29 protein-coding genes and 1 pseudogene are annotated in these 24829 nt (G+C 60.1%); 14 read left to right on the top strand and 16 right to left on the bottom strand.

The window, feature by feature from the left end; translation table 11 throughout:
• Positions 1–179 precede the first annotated feature (179 nt).
• From AXF19_RS05725 to AXF19_RS05735, 3 genes are all read right to left on the bottom strand, one after another.
• Positions 180–1112 carry an asparaginase gene (locus tag AXF19_RS05725; protein WP_066846250.1) on the bottom strand — a complete coding sequence of 311 codons (933 nt, stop codon included), beginning with the start codon at positions 1110–1112 and terminating at the stop codon, positions 180–182.
• A 185-nt stretch (positions 1113–1297) separates the two neighbouring features.
• Complete coding sequence (locus tag AXF19_RS05730) at positions 1298–1642, bottom strand: nitrous oxide-stimulated promoter family protein (protein WP_066846253.1); 345 nt, start codon at positions 1640–1642, stop codon at positions 1298–1300.
• Positions 1643–1670: 28 nt separating this feature from the next.
• On the bottom strand, positions 1671–2240 hold the full coding sequence (locus AXF19_RS05735) for a flavodoxin family protein (protein ID WP_066846256.1): 570 nt from the start codon (positions 2238–2240) through the stop codon (positions 1671–1673).
• A gap of 101 nt (positions 2241–2341) precedes the next feature.
• Here AXF19_RS05735 and AXF19_RS05740 point away from each other — a divergent pair, with 101 nt between their 5' ends.
• From AXF19_RS05740 to pflA, 3 genes are all read left to right on the top strand, one after another.
• Positions 2342–3502 carry an MFS transporter gene (locus AXF19_RS05740; RefSeq protein WP_066846259.1) on the top strand — a complete coding sequence of 387 codons (1161 nt, stop codon included), beginning with the start codon at positions 2342–2344 and terminating at the stop codon, positions 3500–3502.
• Between the two features lie 150 nt (positions 3503–3652).
• On the top strand, positions 3653–5902 hold the full coding sequence (gene pflB / locus AXF19_RS05745; RefSeq protein WP_066846260.1) for a formate C-acetyltransferase: 2250 nt from the start codon (positions 3653–3655) through the stop codon (positions 5900–5902).
• Positions 5889–6647, top strand: coding sequence for a pyruvate formate-lyase-activating protein (pflA, locus tag AXF19_RS05750; RefSeq protein WP_066846261.1), 759 nt, complete (start codon positions 5889–5891; stop codon positions 6645–6647). The genes pflB and pflA overlap by 14 nt, the downstream gene beginning before the upstream one ends.
• A 42-nt stretch (positions 6648–6689) precedes the next feature.
• Here the strand turns inward: pflA and holA are convergent, their stop codons facing one another.
• The 5 genes and pseudogenes from holA to AXF19_RS05770 all read right to left on the bottom strand — a co-directional run bounded on the left by holA (position 6690) and on the right by AXF19_RS05770 (position 9712).
• On the bottom strand, positions 6690–7739 hold the full coding sequence (gene holA, locus AXF19_RS05755; RefSeq protein ID WP_066846262.1) for a DNA polymerase III subunit delta: 1050 nt from the start codon (positions 7737–7739) through the stop codon (positions 6690–6692).
• Positions 7736–8362, bottom strand: a complete 627-nt coding sequence (locus tag AXF19_RS05760) for an MBL fold metallo-hydrolase (RefSeq protein ID WP_066846271.1) — start codon at positions 8360–8362, stop codon at positions 7736–7738. Before AXF19_RS05760 ends, holA begins: the two co-directional genes overlap by 4 nt.
• Before the next feature lie 15 nt (positions 8363–8377).
• Positions 8378–8528 (bottom strand): annotated as a pseudogene (locus AXF19_RS15240) (secretion protein HlyD).
• Positions 8525–9193, bottom strand: coding sequence for a hypothetical protein (locus AXF19_RS05765; RefSeq protein WP_066846276.1), 669 nt, complete (start codon positions 9191–9193; stop codon positions 8525–8527). The pseudogene AXF19_RS15240 and the gene AXF19_RS05765 overlap by 4 nt, the downstream one beginning before the upstream one ends.
• A 33-nt stretch (positions 9194–9226) precedes the next feature.
• Positions 9227–9712, bottom strand: a complete 486-nt coding sequence (locus tag AXF19_RS05770) for an acetyltransferase (RefSeq protein WP_066846279.1) — start codon at positions 9710–9712, stop codon at positions 9227–9229.
• A gap of 158 nt (positions 9713–9870) precedes the next feature.
• Between AXF19_RS05770 and AXF19_RS05775 the strand changes: the two genes are divergently transcribed.
• The gene (locus tag AXF19_RS05775) at positions 9871–10302 is read left to right on the top strand and encodes an EamA family transporter (RefSeq protein WP_066846282.1); all 432 of its coding nucleotides are present in this window, start codon (positions 9871–9873) and stop codon (positions 10300–10302) included.
• A gap of 15 nt (positions 10303–10317) precedes the next feature.
• Complete coding sequence (locus AXF19_RS05780) at positions 10318–11532, top strand: DUF819 family protein (protein WP_066846285.1); 1215 nt, start codon at positions 10318–10320, stop codon at positions 11530–11532.
• 48 nt (positions 11533–11580) lie between these two features.
• Here AXF19_RS05780 and nrdG read toward each other — a convergent pair whose 3' ends face one another.
• From nrdG to AXF19_RS05820, 8 genes are all read right to left on the bottom strand, one after another.
• A complete protein-coding gene (nrdG, locus tag AXF19_RS05785) occupies positions 11581–12108 on the bottom strand; it encodes an anaerobic ribonucleoside-triphosphate reductase activating protein (protein WP_066846288.1) in 528 nt (175 codons plus the stop codon).
• The gene (gene nrdD, locus AXF19_RS05790; RefSeq protein ID WP_006304909.1) at positions 12080–12364 is read right to left on the bottom strand and encodes an anaerobic ribonucleoside-triphosphate reductase; all 285 of its coding nucleotides are present in this window, start codon (positions 12362–12364) and stop codon (positions 12080–12082) included. Before nrdD ends, nrdG begins: the two co-directional genes overlap by 29 nt.
• A 281-nt stretch (positions 12365–12645) precedes the next feature.
• Complete coding sequence (locus AXF19_RS05795) at positions 12646–13737, bottom strand: mechanosensitive ion channel family protein (RefSeq protein WP_066846291.1); 1092 nt, start codon at positions 13735–13737, stop codon at positions 12646–12648.
• Between the two features lie 189 nt (positions 13738–13926).
• Complete coding sequence (locus AXF19_RS05800) at positions 13927–14382, bottom strand: hypothetical protein (protein WP_066846294.1); 456 nt, start codon at positions 14380–14382, stop codon at positions 13927–13929.
• Positions 14379–14747 (bottom strand): response regulator, encoded by a 369-nt coding sequence (locus tag AXF19_RS05805; protein WP_066846296.1) that lies wholly within the window; start codon positions 14745–14747, stop codon positions 14379–14381. The genes AXF19_RS05800 and AXF19_RS05805 overlap by 4 nt, the downstream gene beginning before the upstream one ends.
• Positions 14728–15150, bottom strand: coding sequence for a cytidine deaminase (locus tag AXF19_RS05810; protein WP_066846298.1), 423 nt, complete (start codon positions 15148–15150; stop codon positions 14728–14730). The genes AXF19_RS05805 and AXF19_RS05810 overlap by 20 nt, the downstream gene beginning before the upstream one ends.
• A gap of 104 nt (positions 15151–15254) precedes the next feature.
• Positions 15255–16439: a phosphopentomutase gene (locus AXF19_RS05815; RefSeq protein ID WP_066846300.1), complete on the bottom strand. Its 1185-nt coding sequence runs from the start codon at positions 16437–16439 to the stop codon at positions 15255–15257.
• A 14-nt stretch (positions 16440–16453) separates the two neighbouring features.
• Positions 16454–16990 (bottom strand): GNAT family N-acetyltransferase, encoded by a 537-nt coding sequence (locus tag AXF19_RS05820; protein WP_066846302.1) that lies wholly within the window; start codon positions 16988–16990, stop codon positions 16454–16456.
• Between the two features lie 160 nt (positions 16991–17150).
• On the opposite strand from AXF19_RS05820, the gene AXF19_RS05825 reads away from it, so the two are divergent.
• The 9 genes from AXF19_RS05825 to AXF19_RS05865 all read left to right on the top strand — a co-directional run.
• Positions 17151–17627, top strand: a complete 477-nt coding sequence (locus AXF19_RS05825; RefSeq protein ID WP_066846305.1) for a hypothetical protein — start codon at positions 17151–17153, stop codon at positions 17625–17627.
• A 27-nt stretch (positions 17628–17654) separates the two neighbouring features.
• The gene (locus AXF19_RS05830; protein WP_066846308.1) at positions 17655–18683 is read left to right on the top strand and encodes a rod shape-determining protein; all 1029 of its coding nucleotides are present in this window, start codon (positions 17655–17657) and stop codon (positions 18681–18683) included.
• A gap of 72 nt (positions 18684–18755) precedes the next feature.
• On the top strand, positions 18756–19559 hold the full coding sequence (flgF, locus tag AXF19_RS05835; RefSeq protein WP_066846311.1) for a flagellar basal-body rod protein FlgF: 804 nt from the start codon (positions 18756–18758) through the stop codon (positions 19557–19559).
• Positions 19560–19639: 80 nt separating this feature from the next.
• Positions 19640–20434, top strand: a complete 795-nt coding sequence (gene flgG / locus AXF19_RS05840) for a flagellar basal-body rod protein FlgG (protein ID WP_066846314.1) — start codon at positions 19640–19642, stop codon at positions 20432–20434.
• Complete coding sequence (flgA, locus tag AXF19_RS05845; RefSeq protein ID WP_066846317.1) at positions 20431–21198, top strand: flagellar basal body P-ring formation chaperone FlgA; 768 nt, start codon at positions 20431–20433, stop codon at positions 21196–21198. The genes flgG and flgA overlap by 4 nt, the downstream gene beginning before the upstream one ends.
• A 20-nt stretch (positions 21199–21218) precedes the next feature.
• Complete coding sequence (locus AXF19_RS05850) at positions 21219–21818, top strand: flagellar basal body L-ring protein FlgH (protein WP_066846319.1); 600 nt, start codon at positions 21219–21221, stop codon at positions 21816–21818.
• Between the two features lie 14 nt (positions 21819–21832).
• Positions 21833–22948: a flagellar basal body P-ring protein FlgI gene (locus AXF19_RS05855; RefSeq protein ID WP_066846321.1), complete on the top strand. Its 1116-nt coding sequence runs from the start codon at positions 21833–21835 to the stop codon at positions 22946–22948.
• 12 nt (positions 22949–22960) lie between these two features.
• Positions 22961–23389 carry a rod-binding protein gene (locus AXF19_RS05860; protein ID WP_066846324.1) on the top strand — a complete coding sequence of 143 codons (429 nt, stop codon included), beginning with the start codon at positions 22961–22963 and terminating at the stop codon, positions 23387–23389.
• Positions 23390–23480: 91 nt separating this feature from the next.
• The coding region (locus tag AXF19_RS05865; RefSeq protein ID WP_237141716.1) for a phosphodiester glycosidase family protein at positions 23481–24829 on the top strand (1349 nt) is incomplete at its 3' end.

A 24829-nucleotide genomic window follows, 5' to 3' on the forward strand; every position in this document is an offset into this window, starting at 1 on the left:
CTATGTACTCTTGATACTTCTGATAGTCTTGTGGGTGACTTGACTGCATATGTGCTCTGTTCGTTTGCCCCAAATAGATCGGTGTGTTGCCTTGGCACGGGAGTCCCAGTAAATCAATGATCTCTTGGGTAATGTGGGCAATGGGCTGCATATGATTTCACCTCAACATCAGCGATTCTCTAAAGAAGCTTTTTTACCATCTCCCCCTCGGGGGTCTCGGCGAGTCTCTGCATGAGGCGGGCATAGAGTGCCTCGATGGGCAGCGTGCCGCCCGTGAGGACACCGAGCTCGGCCGCACGGACGCCGACCTCGTAGTGTGAGATGTCCGCGCCGTCATAGATGCACTGCGTTGTGAGGACGATGGTGCAGGCGCGTGTCCGAGCGCGGTCGAGTGTGGGGAGAAAGCTCTCCTGTGCATCGTCGCCGGGGACGCTGCCGAGGCCGTAGCCCTCGAGGATAATGCCGCGATAGCCCGATGCGATGTGTGCGTCGATGGTGATGGGCTTCATGCCGGGGTAGAGGCGGATGACGGCGACGCGCTCATCGAGTGCATCGCGCAGGCGAAAGGGGGCAGTCGGTGCAGGTGGTGCGGCGAGGTCGATCTCGGGGCGTCCGATGCTGCGGAATGCGTCGTCTGCGAGGGAGTACATTTTCTTCGCCGCGTTGCCGTGGATGAGCCGCCCGCCAAAGGCGACGGCGACACCTGCGAAGCCACGCTGCGCCGCTTCGTATGCGAGACGGAGATTGCTCTCTGCATCCGAGCCTGAGACCCCGAGCGGGCGCTGCGAACCTGTGAGGACAACGGGGCGGTCGATATTTTCAAGCATATAGTAGAGTGCGGCGGCTGTGTATGCCATCGTGTCCGTGCCGTGGGTGATGATAAAGCCGTCATAGTCTGTGCGAAGTTCTGCAATTTTCCGTGCAATCATCTGCCAGTGACACGGCGCAATGTTGGTGGAGTCGAGCGAGAGGAGGTCGACGACATCAATCGCGCCGTCCTTGCTACCGATTGCTGCGCCCATATCTTCGGCAGTGAGGGCGGGGCGCAGACCGTGCTCTGTTTCGCGCGAGGCGATCGTGCCGCCCGTAGCGAGGAGGAGGATTTTTTTCATGAGGGCGTACCTTTCTTTTCACGTCGGCGTACGCAAGGAGTTGCTGATAAAATGAAGTCCGTCAGATTGGTGCAGAATTTTTGTCCTGCCAAGGAAACAAACCGGACGCATAGCCGCTGTGCTATGTGGAGGATTTGTTGACACAGGCAGGGCGAAAAGGATGCGCCAAGATGGCGGTGCTGAATTTATCCGCGACTCCTTAGATCAATCCAGATGTGGTGGAGGGTCATGATGGGGCGATGGAGGAGCATACGCGGTCCGCTCCAGCGCATGACGGCGCGCACCTGTTCGCGCATATCACGGCTGTAGCAGTGGACAGGGCACGCGGAGCAGAAGGACTTCACGTCCATGCGCGGACAGTGGATGATGCGGTCGCGTGCGTAGTCAAGGAGACGGCGGCAGTCGGGGCACAGTGCAGGCGCACCGTCCGTCTCCGCTGTGCGGTGTGCGTGCCTGTGTCCACGGCAGTAGAGGGCGATCATCTCCGTCATGACATCCGCTTCCATTGCACGTTTCTTTTCGGTGTTCATATCGATAAATCTTTCATTATCTTGAAAATTATCGAGGAATGGCAGTACGGCTGTGTTTCTTTTCCTCCTGTGCGCGGCGGAATTTCTCGAGGAGGTCGAGCTTGTGCTCCATCTTGTGAGCGAAGGCGCGCGCGGCGGCGCGATCCTCCTCGTTCGGATGATCGGCGGCGCGCAGCCAGCGCTCCTGCGCCTCGGGGCTGTTATGCGTGTCGTCGGGCTCGGACTTCTTGCGGCGGGCGATGAGCGCGGGCGAGAGCTTCCCCTGTGCGGAGAAGGTGCCGAGGATTTCGCAGTTTGCGCCGAGGAGGTAGGCGGCACGTGCGAACGAGGTGACGGCATGCTCGGAGCCGACGTCTGCGCCGTGCGTCTGAAAGAGGACAACTCTCTTGCCTGTGACACTCGGCAGATATGCTTTCATCAGATCGTCAGGACCGCCGCGCCGCAGCCAGTAGCCGAGCGCGATGACATCGTAGTCGGAGAGATCGGTCGGCGCATCCTGCACGCGGAAGAGGTCGCCGCCCGTCTCTCCTGCAATCTCCTCGGCGATTGACTTGGTATTGCCCGTTGTGGACGAATAGATCACAGCCCATTTTCTCATATCGTGAATACTCCTTTACTTTTTCATCTCGTTTGTTACAATACATTACATCACATTTTCGGACGGTATGCAAGGATGTTGGTCACAGGAGGATATCTGTCATGAATACAAACATACGGCACGCAACGGCGCTGCTCTCGACGGGGCATGCGATGGTGGATTTCTATGCGAATTTCCTGCCGATCCTCCTGCCGCTGCTCATGGTGAAATTCGGACTCTCGCTGACAATGTGCGGTGTGCTCGTCATGGTCGCGTCCGTGACGACCAATATGCTGCAGCCCTTCTTTGGCTATCTGATGGATCGGCGGAACTTCAGCCCACTGCTTCCGTACATCGTACCTGCCGCCGCCGTACCGATCTGCATCCTCGGCTTTGCGGGGCATGAGGCGCTGCTCTTCCTGCTCGTTGCGGTCACGGGCACGGCGGTCGCGGCGTATCATCCGCTCTCCTCCATGCTCGTCGGGCGGACGGCGCGCGCGGGGCGCGGCAACGGCATGATGAGCTATTTTATCGCGGGCGGCAACGCGGGCATGGCGTTCGTGCCGCTCGTCCTCGTGGCGTTTCTCGAAACGCTGTCGCTCTCTGCGCTGCCGCTCCTCATCCTGCCCGCGCTCCTCATGGGCATCCTCTTTGCATGCTCGGGGCTGTGCGGTGTCTCGTCCCTGCCCGAGCACACGGCGGGGGCGCGTCCGAAGCTGCGGCACGTTCTGCTCGCACGGACGACAATCACGCTGAACCTCGCGATGGGGCTGCGCTGCTGGACGCACGGAGCATTCGGCACATTCCTGCCACTGCTGCTCGTCGGAAATGGCGAGAACACGCGCGCGGCGGGGCTCTTCCTCACGATCTTCATGATCGGCGGCATGATGGGCGGACTTGTCGGCGGCAATCTTGCGGACAAATTTACGGGGCGCACAATCATTGTGGCGTTTCTCGTGCTCGGAATCCTGCCCTGTGCCTACTACTTTACCCATGTGAGCGCGGATCTCGTGGGCGGCATTGTCCTCTTTGCCGCAGGGTTCTCCCTGATGGCACCGCAGCCGAGCTCGATCATCTGGGCGCAGCAGGCGCTGCCGGAGAATGCGGCAATGGCGTCGGGCATGATGCTCGGCATGTCGTTCGGCCTCGGCAGCCTCGGCGTTGCGGCGACGGCGGCGCTCGGCGATCACATCGGACTCGCGCCCGCCCTCCTCATCTCCGTGGGCGCGCTCCCCCTTGCGGCTGTGCTCTCGTATATGACGCCGGAGCCGAAGAACAGGTGACATATACATAAATTATATTTCTCATGAAAAATATTGATAGGATTTATTTTTCCTTTGCTATTGAAATGTGAACCCGATTCAAGTATTATGAAGGCATCGAATGGGATTTGTTTTCAATGGGGATTTTATCAATAGAACAGGAGGCAAATTATGCTGCAGAGCAAGAGCTGGGACGGTTTTGAAGGGGGCGTCTGGCAGGAGGAGGTCAATGTCCGCGACTTCATTCAGCGCAACTATACGCCGTATGACGGCGACGAGAGCTTCCTTGCGCCGCCGACGGATGCGACGAACCGCCTGTGGGCGCGCGTGCAGGAGCTGCAGAAGGAGGAGCGCGCAAAGGGCGGCGTGCTCGACATGGAGACGGAGGTCGTCTCGGGGCTGACGGCATACGGCCCCGGCTACATCGACCCCGCCCTGAAGCGTCTCGAGAAGGTGGTCGGACTCCAAACGGACAAGCCGCTGAAGCAGGCGTTCATGCCCTACGGCGGCATCCGCATGGCGGAGGAGGCGCTCGAGAACTACGGCTACAAGGTCAGCCCGAAGCTGCACGAGATCTTTACGAAGTACCACAAGACGCACAATCAGGCGGTCTTTGACGCGTATACGGATGAGATCCGCGCGGCGCGCCGCAGTCACATCATCACGGGGCTGCCCGATACGTACGGACGCGGGCGCATCGTGGGCGACTACCGCCGCGTTGCACTCTACGGCATTGACAATCTCATTGCGTTCAAGCAGGGCGATCTGCTGAACTATGGCGACGGCATCATGAGCAATGATGTCATTCAGCAGCGCGAGGAGGTCGCGGAGCAGATTCGTGCGCTGAAGGGCATGAAGGAGATGGCGGAGATCTACGGCTTCGACATCTCAGAGCCTGCGAAGAATGCGCGCGAGGCGGTACAGTGGCTCTATTTCGGCTATCTCGCGGCGATCAAGACGCAGAACGGCGCGGCGATGAGCGTCGGGCGCATCTCGACCTTCCTCGACATCTACATTCAGCGCGACCTCGAGCAGGGCACGCTCTCCGAGGAGGAGGCGCAGGAGCTGATCGATCACATCGTGCTGAAGTTCCGCATGGTGAAGTTCGCGCGCATCACATCCTACAACGAACTGTTCTCGGGCGACCCGATCTGGGCAACGCTGGAGATGGCGGGCATCGGCATGGACGGCCGCCACATGGTGACGAAGAACGATTTCCGCTTCCTGCACACACTCGAAAATATGGGACCCTCCCCCGAGCCGAATCTCACGGTTCTCTACTCGTCGAAGTTGCCGGAGACGTTCAAGGACTACGCGGCGCGCATCTCCATCCGCACAAGCTCGATCCAGTACGAGAACGACGATGTAATGAAGCCCGAGTGGGGCGATGACTACTCGATCTGCTGCTGCGTTTCCGCGACGCAGACGGGCAAGGAGATGCAGTTCTTTGGCGCGCGCGCAAACCTCGCGAAGTGTCTGCTCTACGCGATCAACGGCGGCATGGACGAGAAGAGCGGCGTGCAGGTCGGCCCCGCCTACCGCCCGATCCGTACGGAGTACCTCGAGTACGACAACGTCATTGTAAAGTACGAGCGCATGATGGACTGGCTCGCGCACGTCTACGTGAACGCGCTGAACATCATCCAGTATATGCACGACAAGTACTACTATGAGGCGGCGGAGATGGCGCTCATCGACACGGATGTGCGCCGCACGTTTGCGACGGGCATTGCGGGCTTCTCGCACGTCGTTGACTCGCTGTCCGCGATCAAGTACGCGAAGGTGAAGCCGATCTACAACGACCGCATCGTCGTGGACTACGAGGTCGAGGGCGATTTCCCGCGCTACGGCAACGACGACGACCGCGCGGACGAGATCGCCAAATGGGTGCTGAGGACCTTCCTCTCGAAGATCAAGGCGCGCCACACCTACCGCCACTCCGAGCCGACGACCTCGATTCTCACGATCACATCGAATGTGGTCTATGGAAAATACACGGGCGCGATGCCGGATGGTCGCAAGGCGTGGACACCACTCGCACCGGGCGCAAATCCAAGCTACGGCGCGGAGTGCTGCGGTCTGCTCGCCTCGCTGAACTCGGTCGCCAAGCTGCCGTATCACTGGGCGCTCGACGGCATCTCGAACACGCAGAGTATGAATCCCTCGGCGCTCGGACACAACGAGGACGAGCGCGTGAAGAATCTCGTGAGCGCGATGGACGGCTACTTCGATCAGGGCGCGCACCATCTGAACGTCAACGTATTCGGGCGTGAGACGCTCGAGCACATCATGGAGCATCCCGAGGATCCCGCCTATGCGAACTTCACGATCCGCGTCTCGGGCTATGCGGTCAAGTTCATCAGCCTGACGCGTGAGCAGCAGCAGGATGTGATCTCGCGTACCTTCCATGCCGCTCTCTAAAGGGCGGATCAGCTCGACGGAGAGCTTCGGCTCGGTTGACGGCCCCGGCATCCGCTTCATCGTCTTTGTGCAGGGCTGCCGCTATCGCTGTCAGTACTGCCACAACCCCGAGACATGGGAGCGGGAGGGCGGCTATGAGGCGACGGCAGAGGAGATCTTTCGGCAGGCGTGGCGGTATCGTCCCTACTGGAAGAAGGTCGGCGGCATCACGGTCAGCGGCGGCGAGCCGCTGCTCCAACTCGAATTCGTGACGGAGCTGTTCCGTCTCGCGAAGGCAAAGGGCGTGAACACCGTCATCGACACGGCGGGCGAGCCGTTCACCTATGACGAACCGTTTTTTAGCGCGTTCGAGAAACTGCTGCCACTCGTGGATTTGTTCCTGCTCGATCTGAAGCATATCGACCCCGAGCAGCACAGGCGGCTTGTGGGCGTGTCGAATGAGAGTGCGCTTGCGCTCGCCCGCTTCCTCGCGGAGCGCGGCAAGCGCATGTGGATTCGCCATGTGCTCGTGCCGGGGTGGACGACGGATGCGGACGACCTCGCGCGGCTGTCGGACTTTATCGCGGGGCTTGGCACGGTCGACCGCGTGGAGGTGCTGCCCTATCATGCGATGGCGCGGCATAAGTACGAGGAGCTGAACCTGCCGTACCGCCTTGGTGATACACCTGCGCCGACGGCAGAGGAAATCGCGCGCGCGGAGGAGATCCTGCGCGTGGGAGACTATACGGGGTATTTGAAGAAATAAATAAGGGATGTTGTACGATGCGCTTCGTACAACATCCCTTATTTATTTCCTGCACAGCCGAATCACGACATCCTCGAGCAGTTCGTCGCCCGCCTGTCCCGTTTTCAGCAGATAGTCGGCGTCGGCGAGGGCGAGGACGGCATCCGAGAGCGTTGCCTCGGAGAAGCCCCGCGCGTGATTGCCGAGTTTCTCCGCGATGAAGGGATGGAGCCCCATGAGCTTGCCGAGTCCCTTCGGCGGCGTGCCGCGCGTGAGGAGGCGCTTTGCCTGCCAGAGCTGGCGGACGTGGCGCACGAGGAGGGCGAGCAGGACGGTGAAGTGAATCCCGTCCGCACGGCATCGTGCGAGGAGACCCAAGGCGCGCCGCACATCGCGTGCGCTCACGGCATCCATGAGAGCGAAGACGGACACCTCGGGCATCTCGGAGAATGCCGCGCGCAGATCGTCCTCGGAGAACTGCGCGCTGTCCGTGTAGAGCATGAGCTTTTCGAGCTGACGGTCGAGGAACTCGAGGGATATCGTGGGCATGATGCCGACGACGTTCAGAAAGAATGCGCGCGCCTTGGGGTGCATGGAGCGTCCCAGCTCGCGCAGACGCGCGTTCAGCCAGCCCTCCACATTCCACGCGCGCACGGGCTCGCAGTCGAGGACACGCCCGTATTTTTCGACCGTCTGATAGAGCTTGCGCCGCTTGTCGGGCTTTGCCGCGAGTGCGAAGATGACGTACGTCGTCGGCGGCAGATCGGCGAGGAGGGGGAGCAGTCGCTCTGCGCCCGTGTCCTTGGGCGCGGGGGCATCCGCATCCTCCTCGGCTGCCTTTTTCCCCGCGCGAAAGATGGCGGCGTCGCGCACGAGGACGACAATCCGCTCCGTGAAGAAGGGCGCGGTCTCGAGCGACTCCATCAGCACGTCGACGGGCGGCATCTCCTCGTAGCGGATGAGCGCGTCCGCGCGATCCTCCGCAGCGGGCAGGAGGCGGCGCAGGATTGCCTCCTCGGCACGCCGCCGATAGTAGCTCTCCTCCCCCGCGAGCAGGAAGATGTGCGGGAGCTCCCCTTTTGCGAGCGATGCCATGAAGTCGGCGTAGTTCATGCGCGGTAACGCTCCATCTCCGCACCGACGGTCGTCTCCTCCGTGTGCCCCGAGTAGAGGACAGTTTCGGGCGGCAGGCTGAATACCTCGCGCACAATGCTGTCCCAGAGCGTGCGCTCATCGCCGCCGGGGAAGTCTGTGCGCCCGACGCTCGCGAAAAAGATGGTATCGCCGACGAACGCCACGCCGTCACGTGCGCTGTAGAAAATGCAGGAGTCCGTCGTATGTCCCGGCGTATAGCGCACCTCGAGCGACATCTCGGGATTTGCCGCAAGCGTGATGATCTCACGGTCTGCAAACGTCGTGACATCCGTGAGGCGGATTGCGCCGCCGCTCCAGAGCGAGAGGTTCCAGTTCGGGTCGCTGTAGTAGCGCGGGCTGTCCTCGGCGGCGTAGATGGGCGCGCCCGCGCGCAGGGAGAACTCCTCCGCGCCGCCGATGTGGTCGAAATGGCAGTGCGTGAGGAGCAGGCGCTCGATCGTCCAGCCCTTTGTCTCCGCGTGCGCGGCGAGGTAGTCGCCGTCCGCGCCCGCGTCGATGAGGAAGCCGTGCTGCGTCGCGTCGTCAATGTAGAAGAAGGCGTTTGTCGGGATCATGTCGCCGACGGTGAGACATTCGATCATGTGGATTCTCCTATCTTAAGGAAGCACTGACAAATTCAGCACCGCCGTCTTAGCACATCTTTTTCGCCCTGTCTGTGTCGACAAATCTTCCACATAGCGGACAGCTATGCGTCCGGTTTGTCTCCTTGACAGGACAAAAAATCTGCACCAATACGACGGACTTCATTTTATCAGCGATTCCTTTATCGGAAAGAGCAGTTGGAGGATGTGAACACCTGTCTTGCCACACGCGTCAATGCCGTCACGGCAGTATTTGCACGAGCAGACGGCCTTCTCCGTCGGCAGCTTCTGTGCGTGCCGCTGGAAGTAGGCGTGCTGTTCCTCCTCCGTCATGGGGGTGAACATGGGGGAATTGCCGTTTTCGTAGCGGCGCGGGATGAGTTTCGCGTTGCCGGGAAAGCAGGGTGCGAGCAGTGCAGGCCCGTGAAAACGGGTCTTGTCAAAGTTCTCCTCCTGTTCGACGATGGTCACGTTCATCTTGCGCAGGAGGGAGCGAATCGCCTCCTGCATCCCGCGCCGCTCCACCGCCGCCCAGCAGTCCTGCACAGTCATGCGCTCGCCGCCATAGTCTGGGAAGGGGAAATCCGCATCCCGATCAATCAGCTCCCAGACATAGGTGAATGCACCCGCCTTGGAACTCTCCTCGACGATATTGGCGCAGTTGTTGCATAGCACGATTGCGTGATCTTCCGGTGTCAGTTTGGGGTGATGCGGGCGGCAGCAGCCTGCCGTCTGTACCCCGTGCCGTTCCTCGAGGTAGCGGCGCACGGCTGCACTCTCGGCAGGGAAGTCCGCCTGAATTTTGCAGCTTGGATAAAAGATAATTGCCATAGATGTTCTCTCCTAAATATACACAGTTTTGACTCATCTGCCGCTGCTCCACTCGTAGGCGCGGCGCGGATCTCCGCTGGCGAGATAGATGATGCCGCAGTAGATAAAGCCACTCTTTTGCAGACAGTTCTGCATGGGGATGTTGTCCGCGTGGGTGTCGGCGCGCAGGTGCTCATGCTGCGCACGTGCGAAGGCGAGTATGGCGCGGAATGTACCGCGTTCCGTTCCGTCGCTGCCCGCACGGTGAATCGTGGCATAGGGGGAGTCGTCGCGCCATGCCCCCTCGATGTGTGCATACGTCGGATCGTCGCCCGGAATGAGGGCAAAGACGGCGGCGAGATGCTCCTCATTTTCCAGCACCCAGCTAATTCCGCGTGCAATATCACTGCGAACAATTTCCTCGGATGGATAGCCGTTCGTCCATTGTGCGTGATTGCCGGAGGCGCGCATAAAGGCGCGCGCCGCTGCGTAGACGCGCAGGATGTCCGCTACATCGCGCTCCTCTGCTCTTCGTATCATAACATTCCTCCTCTGGAATCCCTGATAAATTCAGCCCGATCACCTTGACGCATCTTTTTTGCTCATTTTACACGATTTGCAGATATTTTGAAAGAAGCGTTTGCGGCAAAGGTCAAATAATGCTATACTAAACGCGCTTTTTTGAGAGGGGGGTCTGCATGAGTACATGGCTGATCTATGCGCTGCTCTCGGCGCTGTGCGCTGCGTTTGTGTCCATCTTCGGCAAGGTGGGTGTTGCGGGGCTCGACAGCAGCGCCGCAACGGCGGTGCGTGCCGTCATCATGGCGGTGTTCCTCGTCGGTGTCGTCATCGCGGAGGGGCACACTGCCGATCTGCCGCAGGTGTTCGCGGACAAGAAGGCGCTGCTCTTCGTTGCACTCAGCGGCATCGCGGGCGCGCTCTCGTGGCTCTTTTACTTCATGGCACTCAAGGACGGCGCGGTGACGCAGGTGGCTCCGATCGACAAGCTGAGCGTCGTCTTTGCCGTCCTCATCGCAATCCTCATCTTCGGCGAGCGCGTGAGCTTCATGCACGGTGTCGCGATCGCAATGATTGCGATGGGTGGGTTGATTTTGGCAATATTTCCCTAAAGGATAGGAGTTCATATGGATTCATTGATTCATTCGGATAACACATGGGCGCTCATGTCCGTTATGATGGCGGCGGTCGCCGCCTCCATCTATCTCGAGCAGCGCTATCGCTGGGCGTCGCGCGTCACAGGGGCGGTCATCGCGATCGTGATCGCACTGATCCTCGTCAATACGGGTGTCATTCCGTCCTCTGCGCCGCTCTACGACGATGTTGTCTGGGGCTATATTGTTCCCGCAGCGATTCCGCTGCTGCTGTTTCAGACCAATATCCGCAAGATCTGGCGTGAGACGGGACAGCTGCTGGCCATCTTCATCATCGGCTCATTCGGGACAATCGCAGGGGCGGTGATCGGCTGTGCGCTTCTCCAGAACTCGATTGAGGGGCTGCCCAAGGTGGCGGCGATGATGACCGGCTCCTACATCGGCGGTAGCGTCAACTTTGCAGCGCTCGCGGATGCGTTCAAGGTGAGCGGGACACTCCTCTCCTCGGCCATTGTCGCCGATAATCTCAACATGGCGATCTACTTTCTCATCCTGCTCGGGGTGGCGGGCAACGCCTTCGTTCGGCGGTTCTACGAGCATCCCCTCATCGACGAGGTGGAGGAAAAGGGCGTGTCGGAGGAGGGCAAGACGCTCGCGGCGGCGTACTGGGGGCGTAAGGATGTGTCTCTCCGCGACATCGCCATGTGCCTTACCTATACCGTCATCGTCGTGACGGTCTCCAAGGCAATCGGCGGGGTGTTTGTGACCCTCGTCCCGCCGGATGGCGGCTGGTTGGCAAAGATGTGCAGCGCCTTCCTCGGCAGTCAATACGTCTGGCTCACAGTGCTCTCGGTAGGATTTGCCAGCTTCTTTGAAAAACAGGCGAGCTCCATGCACGGTGCACAGGAGATCGGGACACTGTTCATCTATATGTTCTTCTTCATCATCGGCGTTCCTGCGTCCATCATGGAGATTCTGATGAATGCGCCCCTGCTTCTCGTATTCTGCCTCATCATGGTGGCTGTGAATATGCTCTTCTGCCTCGTTGGGGGCAAGATTCTGAACTTCCCGCTCGAGGACATTCTCATCGCCTCGAATGCGAATATCGGCGGGCCGACGACGGCGGCGGGCATGGCGATCTCGCAGGGCTGGACACGCCTCGTGGGACCTGCGATGCTGGTCGGCACGTTCGGCTACGCCATCGGGACGTACATCGGCATCATTGTGGGAAGTATGCTCGGAGCATAAATAACATAGCTATAAAAACAGGGAATCGGCATGAAAACCGATTCCCTGTTATTCGTCTGCGTATAAAAGTGTGAGCGTACCTGTCGCGCGCGTTGCGGCGAGGTCGATGACACGCTGGTTGCGCGAGCCGCGAAAGTGCAGTGTGAGATCGCGCTCCTCCTCGCGGTAGTCGCCGTCGACGAGTACGTCGAGCTCGTCGAGCAGGGCATCCACGGCGGGACTCTTCTGCGCACGCAGCTCCTCGAGGGTGTAGCCCGTGTAGCTCCATACGTCCAGTCCCCGCGCATGCGCTCCGCGTGCGAGTGGGAGCAGGGCGGCGGGCTGCAAGAAGGGCTCACCGCCGCTGAGGGTGAGCCCTGTGAGGAGTGGATTCTCGTCAAGCTGTGCGAGCACTGCGCCGACGGTCGTCATGCGTCCGCCCGTGCGCGGCTGCGTGTCCGGATTGTGACAGCCCGGACAGCGGCGCGGACAGCCCTGCGTGAATACCGTGAGCCGTATGCCCTCGCCGTCGACGATGGAGTCGCGTGCAATCCCCGAGATGTGGATCTCAGTGGAGTCCGTGCTTGACACGCTCATGCTCCTCGGCCTGCTTTGCATTGTTCCAGCGATCCGTGGTGCCGACGAGGTAGCCCGTGATGCGGCGCACGCGCTCGAACTTCGGTTGGCGCATCTCGTAGCCGAGGGTGACACGACCGTCGTCGGTTCCCGTGATGGAGAGGCGATCCAGCTTCTCGTGGGTCTGACCCTCGATGTATGCAATGTAGTTCTCAACCTCGTGCGGGGTGATGTCCGAGAGGCCGTTTACCGTGACGTTGATATCGTTGACAATCATGCTGCATTCTCCTTTTTTCGCGCGCGCTGACGGCGCGTTTTCTTCCATGGCGGTTCACCGCCGTTTCGTGAGGATTATACAACATCTAGTGGGTACTCGTCAATAGTAAATCTATATCTAGTTGTTTGTGCACAGACTTATCAACAGGGATTTTTCGGAAATCGGGGCGGTTTTTGGGGAAAATGCAGATGGCAAAAGGCGCGGTGGGCACGATGCGTAGAAAAAGTTATCCACAGTTTCCCTAGGGAGAATCTGTGGATGATGTGGATAATATATGTGGTTTAGTTGGTCTTGTTTTTCTGTGGATCGCTGTCTGCCGCCTCATCCTGCTCCTGAATGATGGTCTGGATGGGATAGGGGATGTCGATGCCCTCCGCGCGGTAGCGGTCGGTGAGTGCCTTGATGAACTCGTGCTTGATGATGCCCTGATGGTCGAACATGCTCGACGGCAGGATCACATTGAAGTTGATGGAGGACGCACCGAAGTCTGTATAGAGGACAAGCGGATTCGCGGTCAGATTGTTATCCACACGCGCGAGGACTTCCTTCGCCGTCTCGATGGTGACGCGCTCGACCATGGCGAGGTCGCTGTCATACGCGACGCCGACGGGGACGCTGACGTTGATGTTCAGTGTAGGCAGGCTGTAATTCGTGATGTTCGCACCCGCGATGGTCTTGTTCGGAATGACGATGGTGTTACTCGCGCCGATGGGGATGATGGTGGTGAAGCGCCATGTGATGTCCGTGACGCGGCCCTCCTCGCCCGAGCCGAGTTTGATGTAGTCGCCGATGCGTAGCTGCTTGGAGAGGATGAGGTGGAGACCGGAGAAGATATTGGCAAGCATCTCCTGCAGGGCAAGGGCGACCGCCATGCCGCCGACGCCCGCCGCCGTCAGGATCGGCGCGATGGAGATGCCGTAGTACTGGAGGATGACGAGCAGCCCCATGGCGTAGATGACCCCGATGAGGATGCTGTTGAGCAGCGTTGTCTTGGGCAGGTTTCTACCCGAGCGTTCGAAGTACATGGTGACAACACCGTCGACGGTACGCGCCAGGACGCGCGTGATGGAGAAGACATTGCTGGTAAAGAGAATATATGAGAGCAGCTTTGTGAGCGTTGGCGAGATCTCCACGGCATCGATCGCCCAGTAGAGACCGATGATGAAGCTGAAGAAGATCGGTACGCCGTGCATGGAGCGGACGAAGACGCATTTCCACGTGCTCTCCTCCACGTCGAGATGGTGATTGATGTAGCGGCGGATGAGGCGGTCGGCGATGATGCCGACGGTGAGTGCTGCGACGACAATGCCGACGGGGACGATCAGAAGCTCGACGAGGGTGTCGAGGTTGAATGTATGCGAGAATATGGTCAAGGAATGCTCCTTTCAAAAATGAAGGAATCACTGATAAAATGAAGTTCTCTGGATTGGCAGTAGATTTTTTGTCCTGCCGAGGAAACAAACCGGACGCAGAGTGGTGCTCTGTGGAGGATTTGTTGATGATGGCAGGGCGAAAAAGATGCGTCAAGACAGCGGGACTGAATTTATCAGTGCTTCCTAAATTCAATGCGACTGTGCGGCAAGGAATTCTTCATGTGCCGCCATCAGGCGCATATTGCCGATGGTGCTGGTGAAGAACTGCGAGAACGCCACGATGTTTGGCTCTGCTGCGCCGTCGTAGTGGCGCGGCGGGTCGATGATGAAGACGGCGCATCCGTCTGCGCGCATGGCGGAGGAGAAATGGCCGTTGATGACGTTGAAGAGCTCGCCGACAGCATCGACGGCAAGCTCGTCCATGCCGTACAGGGAGACACCACTGTAGCCGCTCGCGAGTGCGTAGAATGCGCCGACGCAGGTGCCGATGCTGACGATGAGGGGGCTGCCGTTCGCTTCAAGGCGCTGGGATATGGTGATATAGCAGACTTCCTTTTCATCCGGCGTGCAGAGTGCCGTTACGCGCGCGTAGTCGGCGATCCCTGTGAGGAATATATCGGTATAGCGCTGATAAAATTCGCTCATTGGTCCTCCACAGCCTGCCGCATCTTGGCGAGCGCCGCCGTGATCTCGTCGTCGGCGTAGGGTTTCTGGATGAACATGAGCGCGTTGTGCTCATTTGCACAGGCAATGTTCTCCTCACTGGCAGCTGTTGAGAGCATGACAACGGGGAGCTTTGGATGTGTCCTGCGCAGACTGCGCAGGACGGTGCAGCCGTCGAGCTTTGGCAGGATGATGTCGAGAAAGACGGCATCGGGATTCTTGTCCGCAATGCGCCGCAGCGCCTCCTCACCATCGCGCGCCTCAATGACGGTGTGTCCGCGGTCAAAGAGCTCCGCCTTGAGCTTGATGCGCACGAGGCGCGAGTCGTCAACAATCAGTATTTTCATCGGAGAGCTCCTTTGTGGGCAGAGCCGCCGCCCCAAAGGCGTGCGGGAGCAGTTCGGCAGGTGTGAGTACGCGTACGGCACCCTCTGTATTGGCGAGGATGATGCGCGCGACGGGGAACTCCATGAGCATCTGGCGGCACATGCCGCAGGGCGCGCATGGCGCGGGGCTGTCCGCAATGACGGCAAGCGCCTCAAACTCTCTCTCGCCCGCTGTGACAGCGGCGGCGATTGCCGCGCGCTCGGCGCAGATGCCGACAGGATAGGAGGCGTTCTCGACGTTGACGCCGCCGTAGACCCTGCCGCTCCGTGCGAGGAGGGCTGCGCCGACGGCAAAGGAGGAATAGGGGGCGTAGGCATGGCGGCGAAACTCTGCCGCGCGTGCAATGAGTTCGTTATCGTTCATGCCGACCCTCCGCCTCGACAGCGCCGTAGATGCGCTTGTTCGCGCGTGCGTCCTGCGTCGTGCTTTTTCTTCGTGATGATGTCATACAATTCATAGGAAAGCTCCTATCTCAAAATGCGCGGCAGGAAGCTCTCGCCCTTTGTCGTCAGCTCCGCTCCAAATATATCGGCAATCGTTGCGCCAATCATCGCGAACGTAGGATACGTGCCGAGGTTCACGGGTGCGATCTTCTCTCCGTAGACGAGGAGCGGGACGTATTCGCGCGTGTGATCCGTGCCCTCGGCACCCGGGTCGCAGCCGTGATCCGCCGTAATCATGAGCACGTCGTCCGCGCGCATGGCGGGGAGGAAGTCCGCGAGCCAATCGTCGAACTCCTGCATGGCGCGCGCATAGCCGGGCACATCGCGGCGGTGCCCGTAGATCATGTCGCCGTCCACGAGGTTGACGAAGGCAAGCCCCGTGAAGTCCTCCGCGAGGAGCGCCGCAGTTTTCTTCATGCCGTCGGCGTTCGACTCGTTGACGCCGAGCGAGCGCGTCAGCCCGCGTCCGCCGAAGATGTCCGAGATCTTGCCGATGCCGATCACGTCGTACTGCGCGCGGCTGAGTGCGTCGAGTATCGTATCGCCCGTCGGGTCGAGGGAGAAGTCGTGGCGGCGCGCCGTGCGCGTGTAGTTCGGATATGTGCCGACAAAGGGGCGCGCAATGATGCGCCCGACGCCGTGCGCGCCCTGCATGATCTCACGTGCCTTGCGGCAGTAGTCGTACAGCTCCTCCACGGGGACGTGCTCCTCGTGTGCCGCAATCTGCAGCACGCTGTCGGCGGAGGTGTAGACGATGAGCGCGCCCGTCTCCTCGTGCTCCTGCCCGTAGTCGTGGATGACCGCCGTGCCTGAGTAGGGCTTGTTGCAGAGTATCTTGCGCCCGAACGCCGCCTCGAGCTGCGCAATGACCTCGGGCGGAAAGCCGTCGGGGTAGGTCGGCATGGGATCGCTGCGCACGATGCCCGCCATCTCCCAGTGCCCGATGGTTGTATCCTTGCCGCGCGAGAGTTCGCGCAGGCGCGCATGTGCGCCGATGGGTGCTGCGTCAGGCGTGCCCGTCCCCACGCCGTCGATGTTGTAGAGTCCAAGCCGCGTGAGATTTGCGGCGGGGAAGAGCCCGCTCTCTGTGACGGAGCGCAGCGTACTGCACGAGGCGGCGTCACCGAAGTCCGCCGCATCGGGCGCAGCACCGCAGCCGAAGCTGTCGAGCACGATGAGAAATACGCGTTTGATTCCACTTTTCTGCATAATCGTCACCTTTCTTATAGTTCCAGCCCCGCACGCTTGCGCGCGTGATATTCGCGGTCGAGGATGCCGAGCACGATGAGGTTCTCGTAGACGCCGCGATGCAGGATTGTCTCGCGGATCAGTGCCTCGCGCACCATGCCCTCGCTCTCGTAGAGGTGTAGGGCACGCGCGTTGTAGTCCTTGCAGTCGAGCCACGCGCGGTGCGCGCCCATATCCTCGAACGCCCACGCCTTGAGCAGTTTCAGCGCCTCGTGTCCGTAGCCGAGACCCTTCTTCCCAATGATGACGTGCGTCCATTCCTGCTCCTTCGAGGCGAGGAGCAGCCCCGTAACGTGGAGGTAGCCGACCGCCTCCCCGCTCTCCCGCTCCTCGACGATGATGTCCATTGCGGCGCGCCCCTGCGTGACGATCGTCTCGTGAAAGTCGCGCGGGAACGGTACGATATAGTCGCTGTTGTCCGCTTCTTCCTGCAGGGCGCAGATATAGTCGACATCCGCAAGCTCTGCGCGGCGCAGGCGGAGGCGCGACCCCTCTTTCAATATTTCAGACATAATGTCCTCCCTTGTTCCAATCATCTCCTTTATTTTACATTGAATGGATATGGAAATGCAAGGGAGCGCACGGATGAAGAATTATAGATTGACGATATCAGGCGAAAATCATATAATAAAAAAGATGAGAAAGAAATGCAAACGGAATCGGGGGAAGGTCATGGCAGCGCAGAAGAAACCGTCGGTGCGGGATGTGCTTTGGCGCAAGAAGCACGCGCGCGATCAGATGCTCGACGCAGTGGGCAAACTCTGCGATGAGGCGTGGGCGATCTTTGAGAAGGTTGCTGCGGATCGCTCATCCAGTTCGAATGACGCCGTTGTTGCCCGCGAGATAGGACTGCGTCTGCGCTCGCTTGCCTATCTGATCGAGGGCGAGCACTACATCGACCGCATTGCCTTTGAGCTGCAGACGAAGGAATCTTACATAACCGCAAGCGAGGTCGCACGCGCGTATGTCGCGGAGATGGTGATGACCTATCTCGACGGCATCCTGAGCTATGGGCGGCAGTGCAAATGGGATAACGAAGTGCTGCGTGAGGAGTATCGGGATTCGCTGGAAAAATCTCTCGAGGAGATCCGCGCAGCGCTTATTCCCGTGCCGCCGCAAGCGGTGGATGAAGCCGCTGCGGACAGTTGATTGGAAAAATTAGGAGGCTTGCCGCTGATGTTCGGTATGTCAATGGATATAGGAATCGATCTTGGCACGGCGAATGTGCTCGTCTATGTCAAGGGCAAGGGGGTCGTTCTCAGAGAGCCCTCTGTGGTCGCGGTGAACCGCGATACAAATCAGGTGCTCGCAATCGGCGAGGAGGCGCGGCAGATGATTGGGCGCACGCCCGGCAATATCGTTGCAATTCGCCCGCTGCGCGACGGCGTCATCGCGGACTATGACATTACGGAGAGCATGTTGCGCTTCTTCATCGAAAAGGTGGTCGGGCGCAGCATTGTCTTCCGTCCGCGCATTATGATCTGCATCCCCTCGGGCGTAACGATGGTGGAGCAGCGTGCCGTGCAGGAGGCGGCAGAGCAGGCGGGGGCGCGCCACATCCAGCTCATTGAGGAGCCGCTTGCAGCGGCGATGGGCGCAGGTCTCGACATCGTGGAGGCACAGGGCTCGATGGTCGTCGACATCGGCGGCGGGACGACGGATGTCGCCGTCATCAGCCTCGGCGGCGTGGTGACGAGCGAGAGCATCCGCATCGCGGGCGATACGTTTGACGAAGATATCATCGCCTATGTCAAGCGCGAGTTCAACCTCCTCATCGGCGAGCGCACAGCGGAGGATATCAAGCTGCGCGTCGGCGCGGCGCATACGGCAGCGCGCCGCGAGCAGATGGATGTGCGCGGACGGGATCTCCTCTCGGGGCTCCCAAAGAATATCACGATCTCGACGGCGCAGGCCTCCTCCGCCATCGAGAGTTCAGTCATGCGTATTGTGGACTGCGTGAAGAAGGTGCTCGAGGAGACACCGCCGGAGCTCGCGGCGGATATCATGGATCGCGGCATCGTGTTGACGGGCGGCGGAGCACTGCTCTACGGCATGTCGGAGCTGATCCAGCGCGAGACGGGCACGCCTACAGTTGTGGCAGACGAGCCCATGAGCTGCGTGGCACTTGGCTGCGGCAAGGCGCTCGATATCTTCGATAAATTTGACGGCAAGGCGACGAATACGAGTTTTGGGCGGAAAAAATAAAAGCAGGAAAAACGCTCTTTATAGCGAAATTATAAAAGGTGAACAACTGTCTGGAAAAAGAGGGATGGAATTATGTGGAGAGGACTCTATATCGCGGCGTCCGGTATGATTACGGAGACCAAACACACAGACATGATCGCGAACAACCTCGCGAATGCGTCGACGACGGGCTATAAGCGCGACGATATGGCAATCCGCGAGTTTGAGCCGATGCTGCTGCGCCGCATCAATGACAACTCCGCTGATACCAAGGTGACGAGCTTCAAGGGCTTCCGCGTGGACGGTCAGAGAGCGCCGCGCGTCGGCACACTCGGACTCGGTTCCGCCGTGGATGAGATTGCAACGGATCATCTGCAGGGAGCGATGCAGACGACGGGCAATACGTATGACCTCGCTATCTCGGGGCAGGGGTATTTCGTTATTGACACCCCCGACGGGCCGCGCTACACGCGTGACGGCGGATTCTACCGCTCGGCGACGGGGCAGCTGCAGAATATGCGCGGACAGGCGGTGCTCTCTTCGAGCGGGCGCTCGATCACGATTCCGGCGGATGCGCAGCGCGTGAACATCACGAGCGACGGGCGCATTTATGCGGACGGCGCACAGCTCGCGCAGCTCGGCTTCGTCCAGTTTGATGGGAGAAATGCGGTCATCAAGCAGGGGGACAACCTCTACCGTCCGCAGGAGGGCGCACAGCCGCAGCAGGCGACGGGCACGATCGAGCAGGGCATGCTCGAGATGTCGAATACGAGCGTTGTCACGGAGATGGTCGAGCTCATCAACAACTACCGCGTCTATGAGGCGGGGTCAAAGGCGGTGCAGACGCAGGACACGCTGCTCGACAAGGCGGTCAATGAGGTCGGGCGCACGAGTTAAGATAATTTAAGAAATCAATCGTTTTATTCGATATAAGAGAGTGAAAAACTGTAATCATTCCTTGGAGGGGGATATCGACTATGATGCGAGCACTTTGGTCTGCAGCGTCCGGCATGAAGGCGCAGCAGACGCATATGGACATCGTTGCGCACAATATTGCGAACGTCAATACCCACGGCGGCAAGAAGGTGCGTGCGGAGTTCCAGGATCTCGTCTATCAGACACTCCGCGAGGCGGGGGCGCAGAACGGCGCGGACTCGCAGTATCCGACGGCGCTGCAGATCGGTCTCGGCACGCGCGTGGCGGCGACCCAGCGCGTCTTTACGCAGGGTCCTCTGCAGACGACGGACAATCCGACGGACATCGGCATCCAGGGCGAGGGCTTCTTCCGCGTCACGATGCCCGACGGCACGACAGCATACACGCGTGACGGTACGTGGAAGCTCGACGGTGACCGCCGCATGGTGACGACGGATGGCTATCTGCTCGCCGATGGCATTACGATCGGTCAGAATGCGCCGCTGGATTCCATCACGATCTCCGGCGATGGGCGTGTCTCCTACCGCGAGGCGGGGCAGACCCAGCAGCAGGAGGCAGGGCAGATCACGCTTGCGCGCTTTGTCAATCCGGCAGGACTCACCTCCATCGGTAAGAATCTCTTCGTTGTGTCCGATGCCTCGGGCGAGGCAATCGAGTCGAACCCCGGTGTGGACGGCGCGGGTACGCTCACACAGGGAACGCTCGAGATGAGCAATGTGCAGATCGTTGAGGAAATGGTCGAGATGATCGTCTCCCAGCGCGCCTATGAGTCCAACTCGAAGGCAATCACGACATCGGATTCGATGCTCGAGATTGCAAACTCGCTCAAGCGTTGATTTTTCAACGGAGCACGATAACAGCCATTCTATGCCTATGGAGTGGCTTATTCGCTTTTCTGTGGGCGGGCACAGCGCTTGCCGCCACATACAACGGCGCGCAGGGCGATCGTTTCCCAATCATACTCTCCACGGCGCAGCTCTCGGCGCTCGCGGAGCAGAAGATCGAGGAAAGACTCGGCGCGATGGGCGAGACGCGGCGGCATGAGCTGCATCTGCAGCGTGCCGCGTCGACGATGCACCTCCCTCCGGGCGAGGTGACAGCCGTCGTGGAGTTCCCGCGCGGTCTGCCGTACGGCCGCGAGTTTCCTGCCCTCTTTACCGTCTATGTGGACGGTGTTCTCAACCGGCGGGCGACGAGCTACTATCGGCTGACCGTCTACGACCGCGTTCTCGTGGCGATGACGGACATCCGTGCGGAGACACCAATCTCAGCGGAGAACGCACGCATTGAGGAGCGGGCTGTGGACACGCTGCCCGAGCTGACGCTCACGGATTTTTCGCGTCTGGACGGACGCGTCGCGGGGCGCTATATCCGCAGGGATGTGACAATCACTCCCTCGATGCTCGCCATGCCGCTCGTCATCCGTGCAGGCAATGCGGTGGAACTCGTGCTGGATGCAAACGGCATTGTCATCCGCGCGGAGGGCGTGGCGCTCGAGCCGGGACGCATCGGCTATGAGATCCGCGTGCGCAATGTGCGTTCGGGCAAGATCTTGCGCGGCAAGGTGATCGACGCCGCGACCGTGCGGGTCATCGGATGATTTTCCATAAGGAGTTCGATATGAGTAAACAAAAATGGCTTGCAGGAGTGCTGGCTGCCGCATTGTGTACGGCAAGCCTCGTCCCCACTGTCTCGGCAGAATCCCTGTGGAACAATCCGAGCGGACATCCGACGAAGAGCCCGTTTGCCGATCATCGTGCGACGGGGATTGGGGATATTGTGACGATTGTCATCAGTGAGTCGACAACGACCTCGGCGACACGGAACTCTTCGAACGAGAAGAGCGGCTCGGTGAGTCTTGGCGCGGGCATCGGCATCTTTGATTTCCTGCAGGCGGCATCTGCCAATTCGTCAGATAAATTCAGTGCAAAGGGATCGGCCTCCTCCTCGAACCGCGTTGCGGGCAATGTGACCGTTACGATTGTGGATGTGACGCCGAACGGCAACTTTATCCTCGAAGGCACGCAGTCCATCTGGCAGAATCGCAACGAGCACAAGATTGTCTTCCGCGGCACCTGCCGTCCCGAGGACATCTCGAGCTCGAATACGATTCTCTCGACGCGCGTCGCTGACGCAACCGTGCGCTTTGACGGCAAGGGACCCCTCAACGCGAAGCAGCGGCAGGGCATCCTGACTCAGATCTTCAACTTCCTATTCTAATGGGAGGCGCTTTTATGAGAAAAACATCCATCCTTCTGCTCCTCCTTGCTCTTGTCCTGAGTGCTGTGCCGGGGATCGCCTCGGCGGATTCCGCTGTGACGCGGATCAAGGATATCTCCAAGGTGCAGGGCGTGCGCTCCAACCAGCTCATGGGCTACGGGCTCGTCGTCGGTCTTGACGGTACGGGCGATGGCTCGAGCTCGGGGGAGACGGTGCAGTCCATTGCGAATATGCTGACCACGTACGGTATTACTGTGAGCAGCAGCTCGATCAAGCTCAAGAACGTCGCGGCTGTCATGGTGACAGCGACGCTGCCCCCGTTCGTGCGTGAGGGCGATACGCTCGATGTGACGGTCTCCTCGATCGGCGATGCGAAGAGTCTGCGCGGCGGCACACTGCTGCAGACGCCGTTGCGCGCGGGCAACGGCGAGGTCTACGTCGTTGCGCAGGGCGGCGTCTCCACGGGCGGCTTTACGGCGGCGAGCGGCGGCTCTAGTACGTCGAAGGCGTTCCCGACGGTTGGCATTGCTGTGAATGCGGGCATTGTCGAGCGCACGGTGGAGGACGATGGGATCGGTGCGAACGGACAGCTCTCGCTCTCCCTTGCGCGCCCCGACTTTACGACGGCATCACGCGTCGCAGACGCAATCAACGCCCAGTATGGGAGCATCGCACAGGCGAGCAACCCCGGACGCGTGGATGTGGCGATTCCGTCCTACTTCCGTGGGAACGTGGTCGGCTTTGTCGCCTCGATCGAAGAGTTGCCGGTTCGTCCCGACAACATGGCGCGCGTCATTGTAAACGAGCGCACGGGGACGATCATCGCGGGCGGCGATGTCTCCGTCGATACGGTTGCCATCACGCAGGGCGGCCTCACGATCCGCATTCAGGAGAATCCGGATGTATCGCAGCCAGCACCGTTCAGCTACGGCAATACCGTGGTGACGGACAACCCCGACGTCGAGGTGACGGACTCCAAGGGCAGCACGATCATCCTGCCCGCGACGACGAATATCAGCGACATTGTGGGCGCGCTCAATACGGTGGGGGCAACCCCGCGCGATACGATCTCGATCTTGCAGGCGATGAAGGCGGCAGGGGCACTGCACGCTGAACTCGATATTGTTTAAGGTGGTTACAGCATGACGATTCAGCCAATTGGTGACAATGCGCTGCTCGGCGGCGCGGCACAGACCTCCTACGATGCGGCGCGCATGAGTGCCGAGAGCAAGTCCTTTCAGGCGACGCTCGACGAGCTGCAGCGCAAGGCTGCTGCAACACCAGAGACAGAGGAAACGGGCTACGTCCCGAAGAACACGGTGACCGCCGAGGAGCGCGAGGCGAAGGCGCTGCGCGAGGCGTGTGAGGGGTTCGAGGCGATGTTCCTCAGCATGATGTATAAGCAGATGCGTGCGACGGTGCCCGAGGGCGGGCTCTTTGGCAAGAAGTCCAACGCGCTTGAGATCTTCGAGGATATGCGCGACACGGAGATGATGAACGCGGCGGCAAAGAGCGGCGGCATCGGCATTGCGGATATGATGTATCAGCAGCTCACAATCAAGACACGGTGAGAGAAGCAATAACGGAGTTACAAAGGGGAAGCTGTCTGCGCAGCGTCCCCTTTTCTGTTGTATGGATGATTCTTTTAGTTTGGAGTATTTTATGCGTATGTTGAAAAAAATTGTGGTGCTTGCGGCGGCACTTCTGCTGACGGCGTCCTCCTATGCATGGGCAGCGGGGCTGAACGCACTGCGCACGTCGAGCGGTGCAGATCACGACCGACTCGTCTTTGATTTCACGGAGATGCCGATCTATCACGTCAGTCTTTCCGAGGATGGGCGCGAGCTGACCTTTGATTTTACCGATACGGATGCAGCGGCATTCAAGCGCATTCCCGTGCGCACAAAGCGCATCGACTCCGTCTCCTATGCTGCACGGCGCGGTCATTTCTATGTGACAATCACGATGGCGCAGGGCATGGCATACAACCTCGGCAATCTGATGAATCCCGCGCGCGTCTTCCTCGACGTTGCACCTGTGGGGACGAATCCATCGGAGCCGACGCCCGTGCCCGCGCCTGTAAAGCCGACGGCGCCTGCGACGGCAACGCAGGGAACGGGCGGGGATGCAGCGGCAAAAGAGCCGAAGAAGCCCGCGCTTCCAATTCTGAAGGAAGAAACGATTGCGCCGGGGCTTATGCAGCGGACGTATATCTATGCGGATGAGGACGGGCAGGTGACGTCGTACTTTGTCGAGGCAGATCCTGCGAAATACAGCGTACGCCCCGCACTCGCGCGCGGCATCATCCCGGGGCGGCAGACCGTGACGGGCATTGCGCGCGATACAAATGCGCTAGCGGCAATCAATGCGTCCTACTTTGCGTCAAACGGTGAGATCCTCGGCGTGACGAAGATCGACGGCACGATTGTCGGGACGACCTACTACGATCGCAGTGCGTTCGGCGTGATGCCCGACGACTCCTTTGTGTTTGGCACGGTTTCCTACAGCGGCACGGTGAAGATCGATCAGATCACGCTGCCTGTTTCGGGAGTGAATGCCGAGCGCGGTGAGAACGGACTCATCATCTACAACCGCGCCTACGGCAGGACGACGGGGACAAATCCGTACGGTCTGGAATATGTGATTCGCGAGGGACGCGTGGCGGAGATCAACACGAATGACTCCGCGATTCCCTCGGACGGCTACGTCGTCTCCGTGCATGGTTCGTCGATGGATGCGTTCGCGGCGGCGGGGACGCGTGTCGGTGACCCGACCGTGCTCCGAGAGGAGACGGGGGCGATGTGGGATCGTGCCGTGCAGATTGTCGGTGCGGGACCACGTCTCGTCGAGAACGGACGCGTGCACGTGACGGCAGGCGAGGAGGAGTTCCCGGGCGACATCCGCTACGGGCGTGCGCCGCGCAGTGCTGTCGGCGTGACGGCGGGCGGCAAGATTATCTTTGCCGTGGTCGACGGGCGACAGGAGCACAGTCACGGGCTGACGCTGACGGA

Source organism: Selenomonas sp. oral taxon 126 (assembly GCF_001683335.1).
GTDB lineage: Bacteria > Bacillota > Negativicutes > Selenomonadales > Selenomonadaceae > Centipeda.

Coding starts and splice junctions, on each gene's coding strand:
- AXF19_RS05725 (WP_066846250.1), bottom strand. CDS start 1,112: ATGAAAAAAATCCTCCTCCTCGCTACGGGCGGCACGATCGCCTCGCGC.
- AXF19_RS05730 (WP_066846253.1), bottom strand. CDS start 1,642: ATGAACACCGAAAAGAAACGTGCAATGGAAGCGGATGTCATGACGGAG.
- AXF19_RS05735 (WP_066846256.1), bottom strand. CDS start 2,240: ATGAGAAAATGGGCTGTGATCTATTCGTCCACAACGGGCAATACCAAG.
- AXF19_RS05740 (WP_066846259.1), top strand. CDS start 2,342: ATGAATACAAACATACGGCACGCAACGGCGCTGCTCTCGACGGGGCAT.
- pflB (WP_066846260.1), top strand. CDS start 3,653: ATGCTGCAGAGCAAGAGCTGGGACGGTTTTGAAGGGGGCGTCTGGCAG.
- pflA (WP_066846261.1), top strand. CDS start 5,889: ATGCCGCTCTCTAAAGGGCGGATCAGCTCGACGGAGAGCTTCGGCTCG.
- holA (WP_066846262.1), bottom strand. CDS start 7,739: ATGAACTACGCCGACTTCATGGCATCGCTCGCAAAAGGGGAGCTCCCG.
- AXF19_RS05760 (WP_066846271.1), bottom strand. CDS start 8,362: ATGATCGAATGTCTCACCGTCGGCGACATGATCCCGACAAACGCCTTC.
- AXF19_RS05765 (WP_066846276.1), bottom strand. CDS start 9,193: ATGGCAATTATCTTTTATCCAAGCTGCAAAATTCAGGCGGACTTCCCT.
- AXF19_RS05770 (WP_066846279.1), bottom strand. CDS start 9,712: ATGATACGAAGAGCAGAGGAGCGCGATGTAGCGGACATCCTGCGCGTC.
- AXF19_RS05775 (WP_066846282.1), top strand. CDS start 9,871: ATGAGTACATGGCTGATCTATGCGCTGCTCTCGGCGCTGTGCGCTGCG.
- AXF19_RS05780 (WP_066846285.1), top strand. CDS start 10,318: ATGGATTCATTGATTCATTCGGATAACACATGGGCGCTCATGTCCGTT.
- nrdG (WP_066846288.1), bottom strand. CDS start 12,108: ATGAGCGTGTCAAGCACGGACTCCACTGAGATCCACATCTCGGGGATT.
- nrdD (WP_006304909.1), bottom strand. CDS start 12,364: ATGATTGTCAACGATATCAACGTCACGGTAAACGGCCTCTCGGACATC.
- AXF19_RS05800 (WP_066846294.1), bottom strand. CDS start 14,382: ATGAGCGAATTTTATCAGCGCTATACCGATATATTCCTCACAGGGATC.
- AXF19_RS05805 (WP_066846296.1), bottom strand. CDS start 14,747: ATGAAAATACTGATTGTTGACGACTCGCGCCTCGTGCGCATCAAGCTC.
- AXF19_RS05810 (WP_066846298.1), bottom strand. CDS start 15,150: ATGAACGATAACGAACTCATTGCACGCGCGGCAGAGTTTCGCCGCCAT.
- AXF19_RS05815 (WP_066846300.1), bottom strand. CDS start 16,439: ATGCAGAAAAGTGGAATCAAACGCGTATTTCTCATCGTGCTCGACAGC.
- AXF19_RS05820 (WP_066846302.1), bottom strand. CDS start 16,990: ATGTCTGAAATATTGAAAGAGGGGTCGCGCCTCCGCCTGCGCCGCGCA.
- AXF19_RS05825 (WP_066846305.1), top strand. CDS start 17,151: ATGGCAGCGCAGAAGAAACCGTCGGTGCGGGATGTGCTTTGGCGCAAG.
- AXF19_RS05830 (WP_066846308.1), top strand. CDS start 17,655: ATGTTCGGTATGTCAATGGATATAGGAATCGATCTTGGCACGGCGAAT.
- flgF (WP_066846311.1), top strand. CDS start 18,756: ATGTGGAGAGGACTCTATATCGCGGCGTCCGGTATGATTACGGAGACC.
- flgG (WP_066846314.1), top strand. CDS start 19,640: ATGATGCGAGCACTTTGGTCTGCAGCGTCCGGCATGAAGGCGCAGCAG.
- AXF19_RS05850 (WP_066846319.1), top strand. CDS start 21,219: ATGAGTAAACAAAAATGGCTTGCAGGAGTGCTGGCTGCCGCATTGTGT.
- AXF19_RS05855 (WP_066846321.1), top strand. CDS start 21,833: ATGAGAAAAACATCCATCCTTCTGCTCCTCCTTGCTCTTGTCCTGAGT.
- AXF19_RS05860 (WP_066846324.1), top strand. CDS start 22,961: ATGACGATTCAGCCAATTGGTGACAATGCGCTGCTCGGCGGCGCGGCA.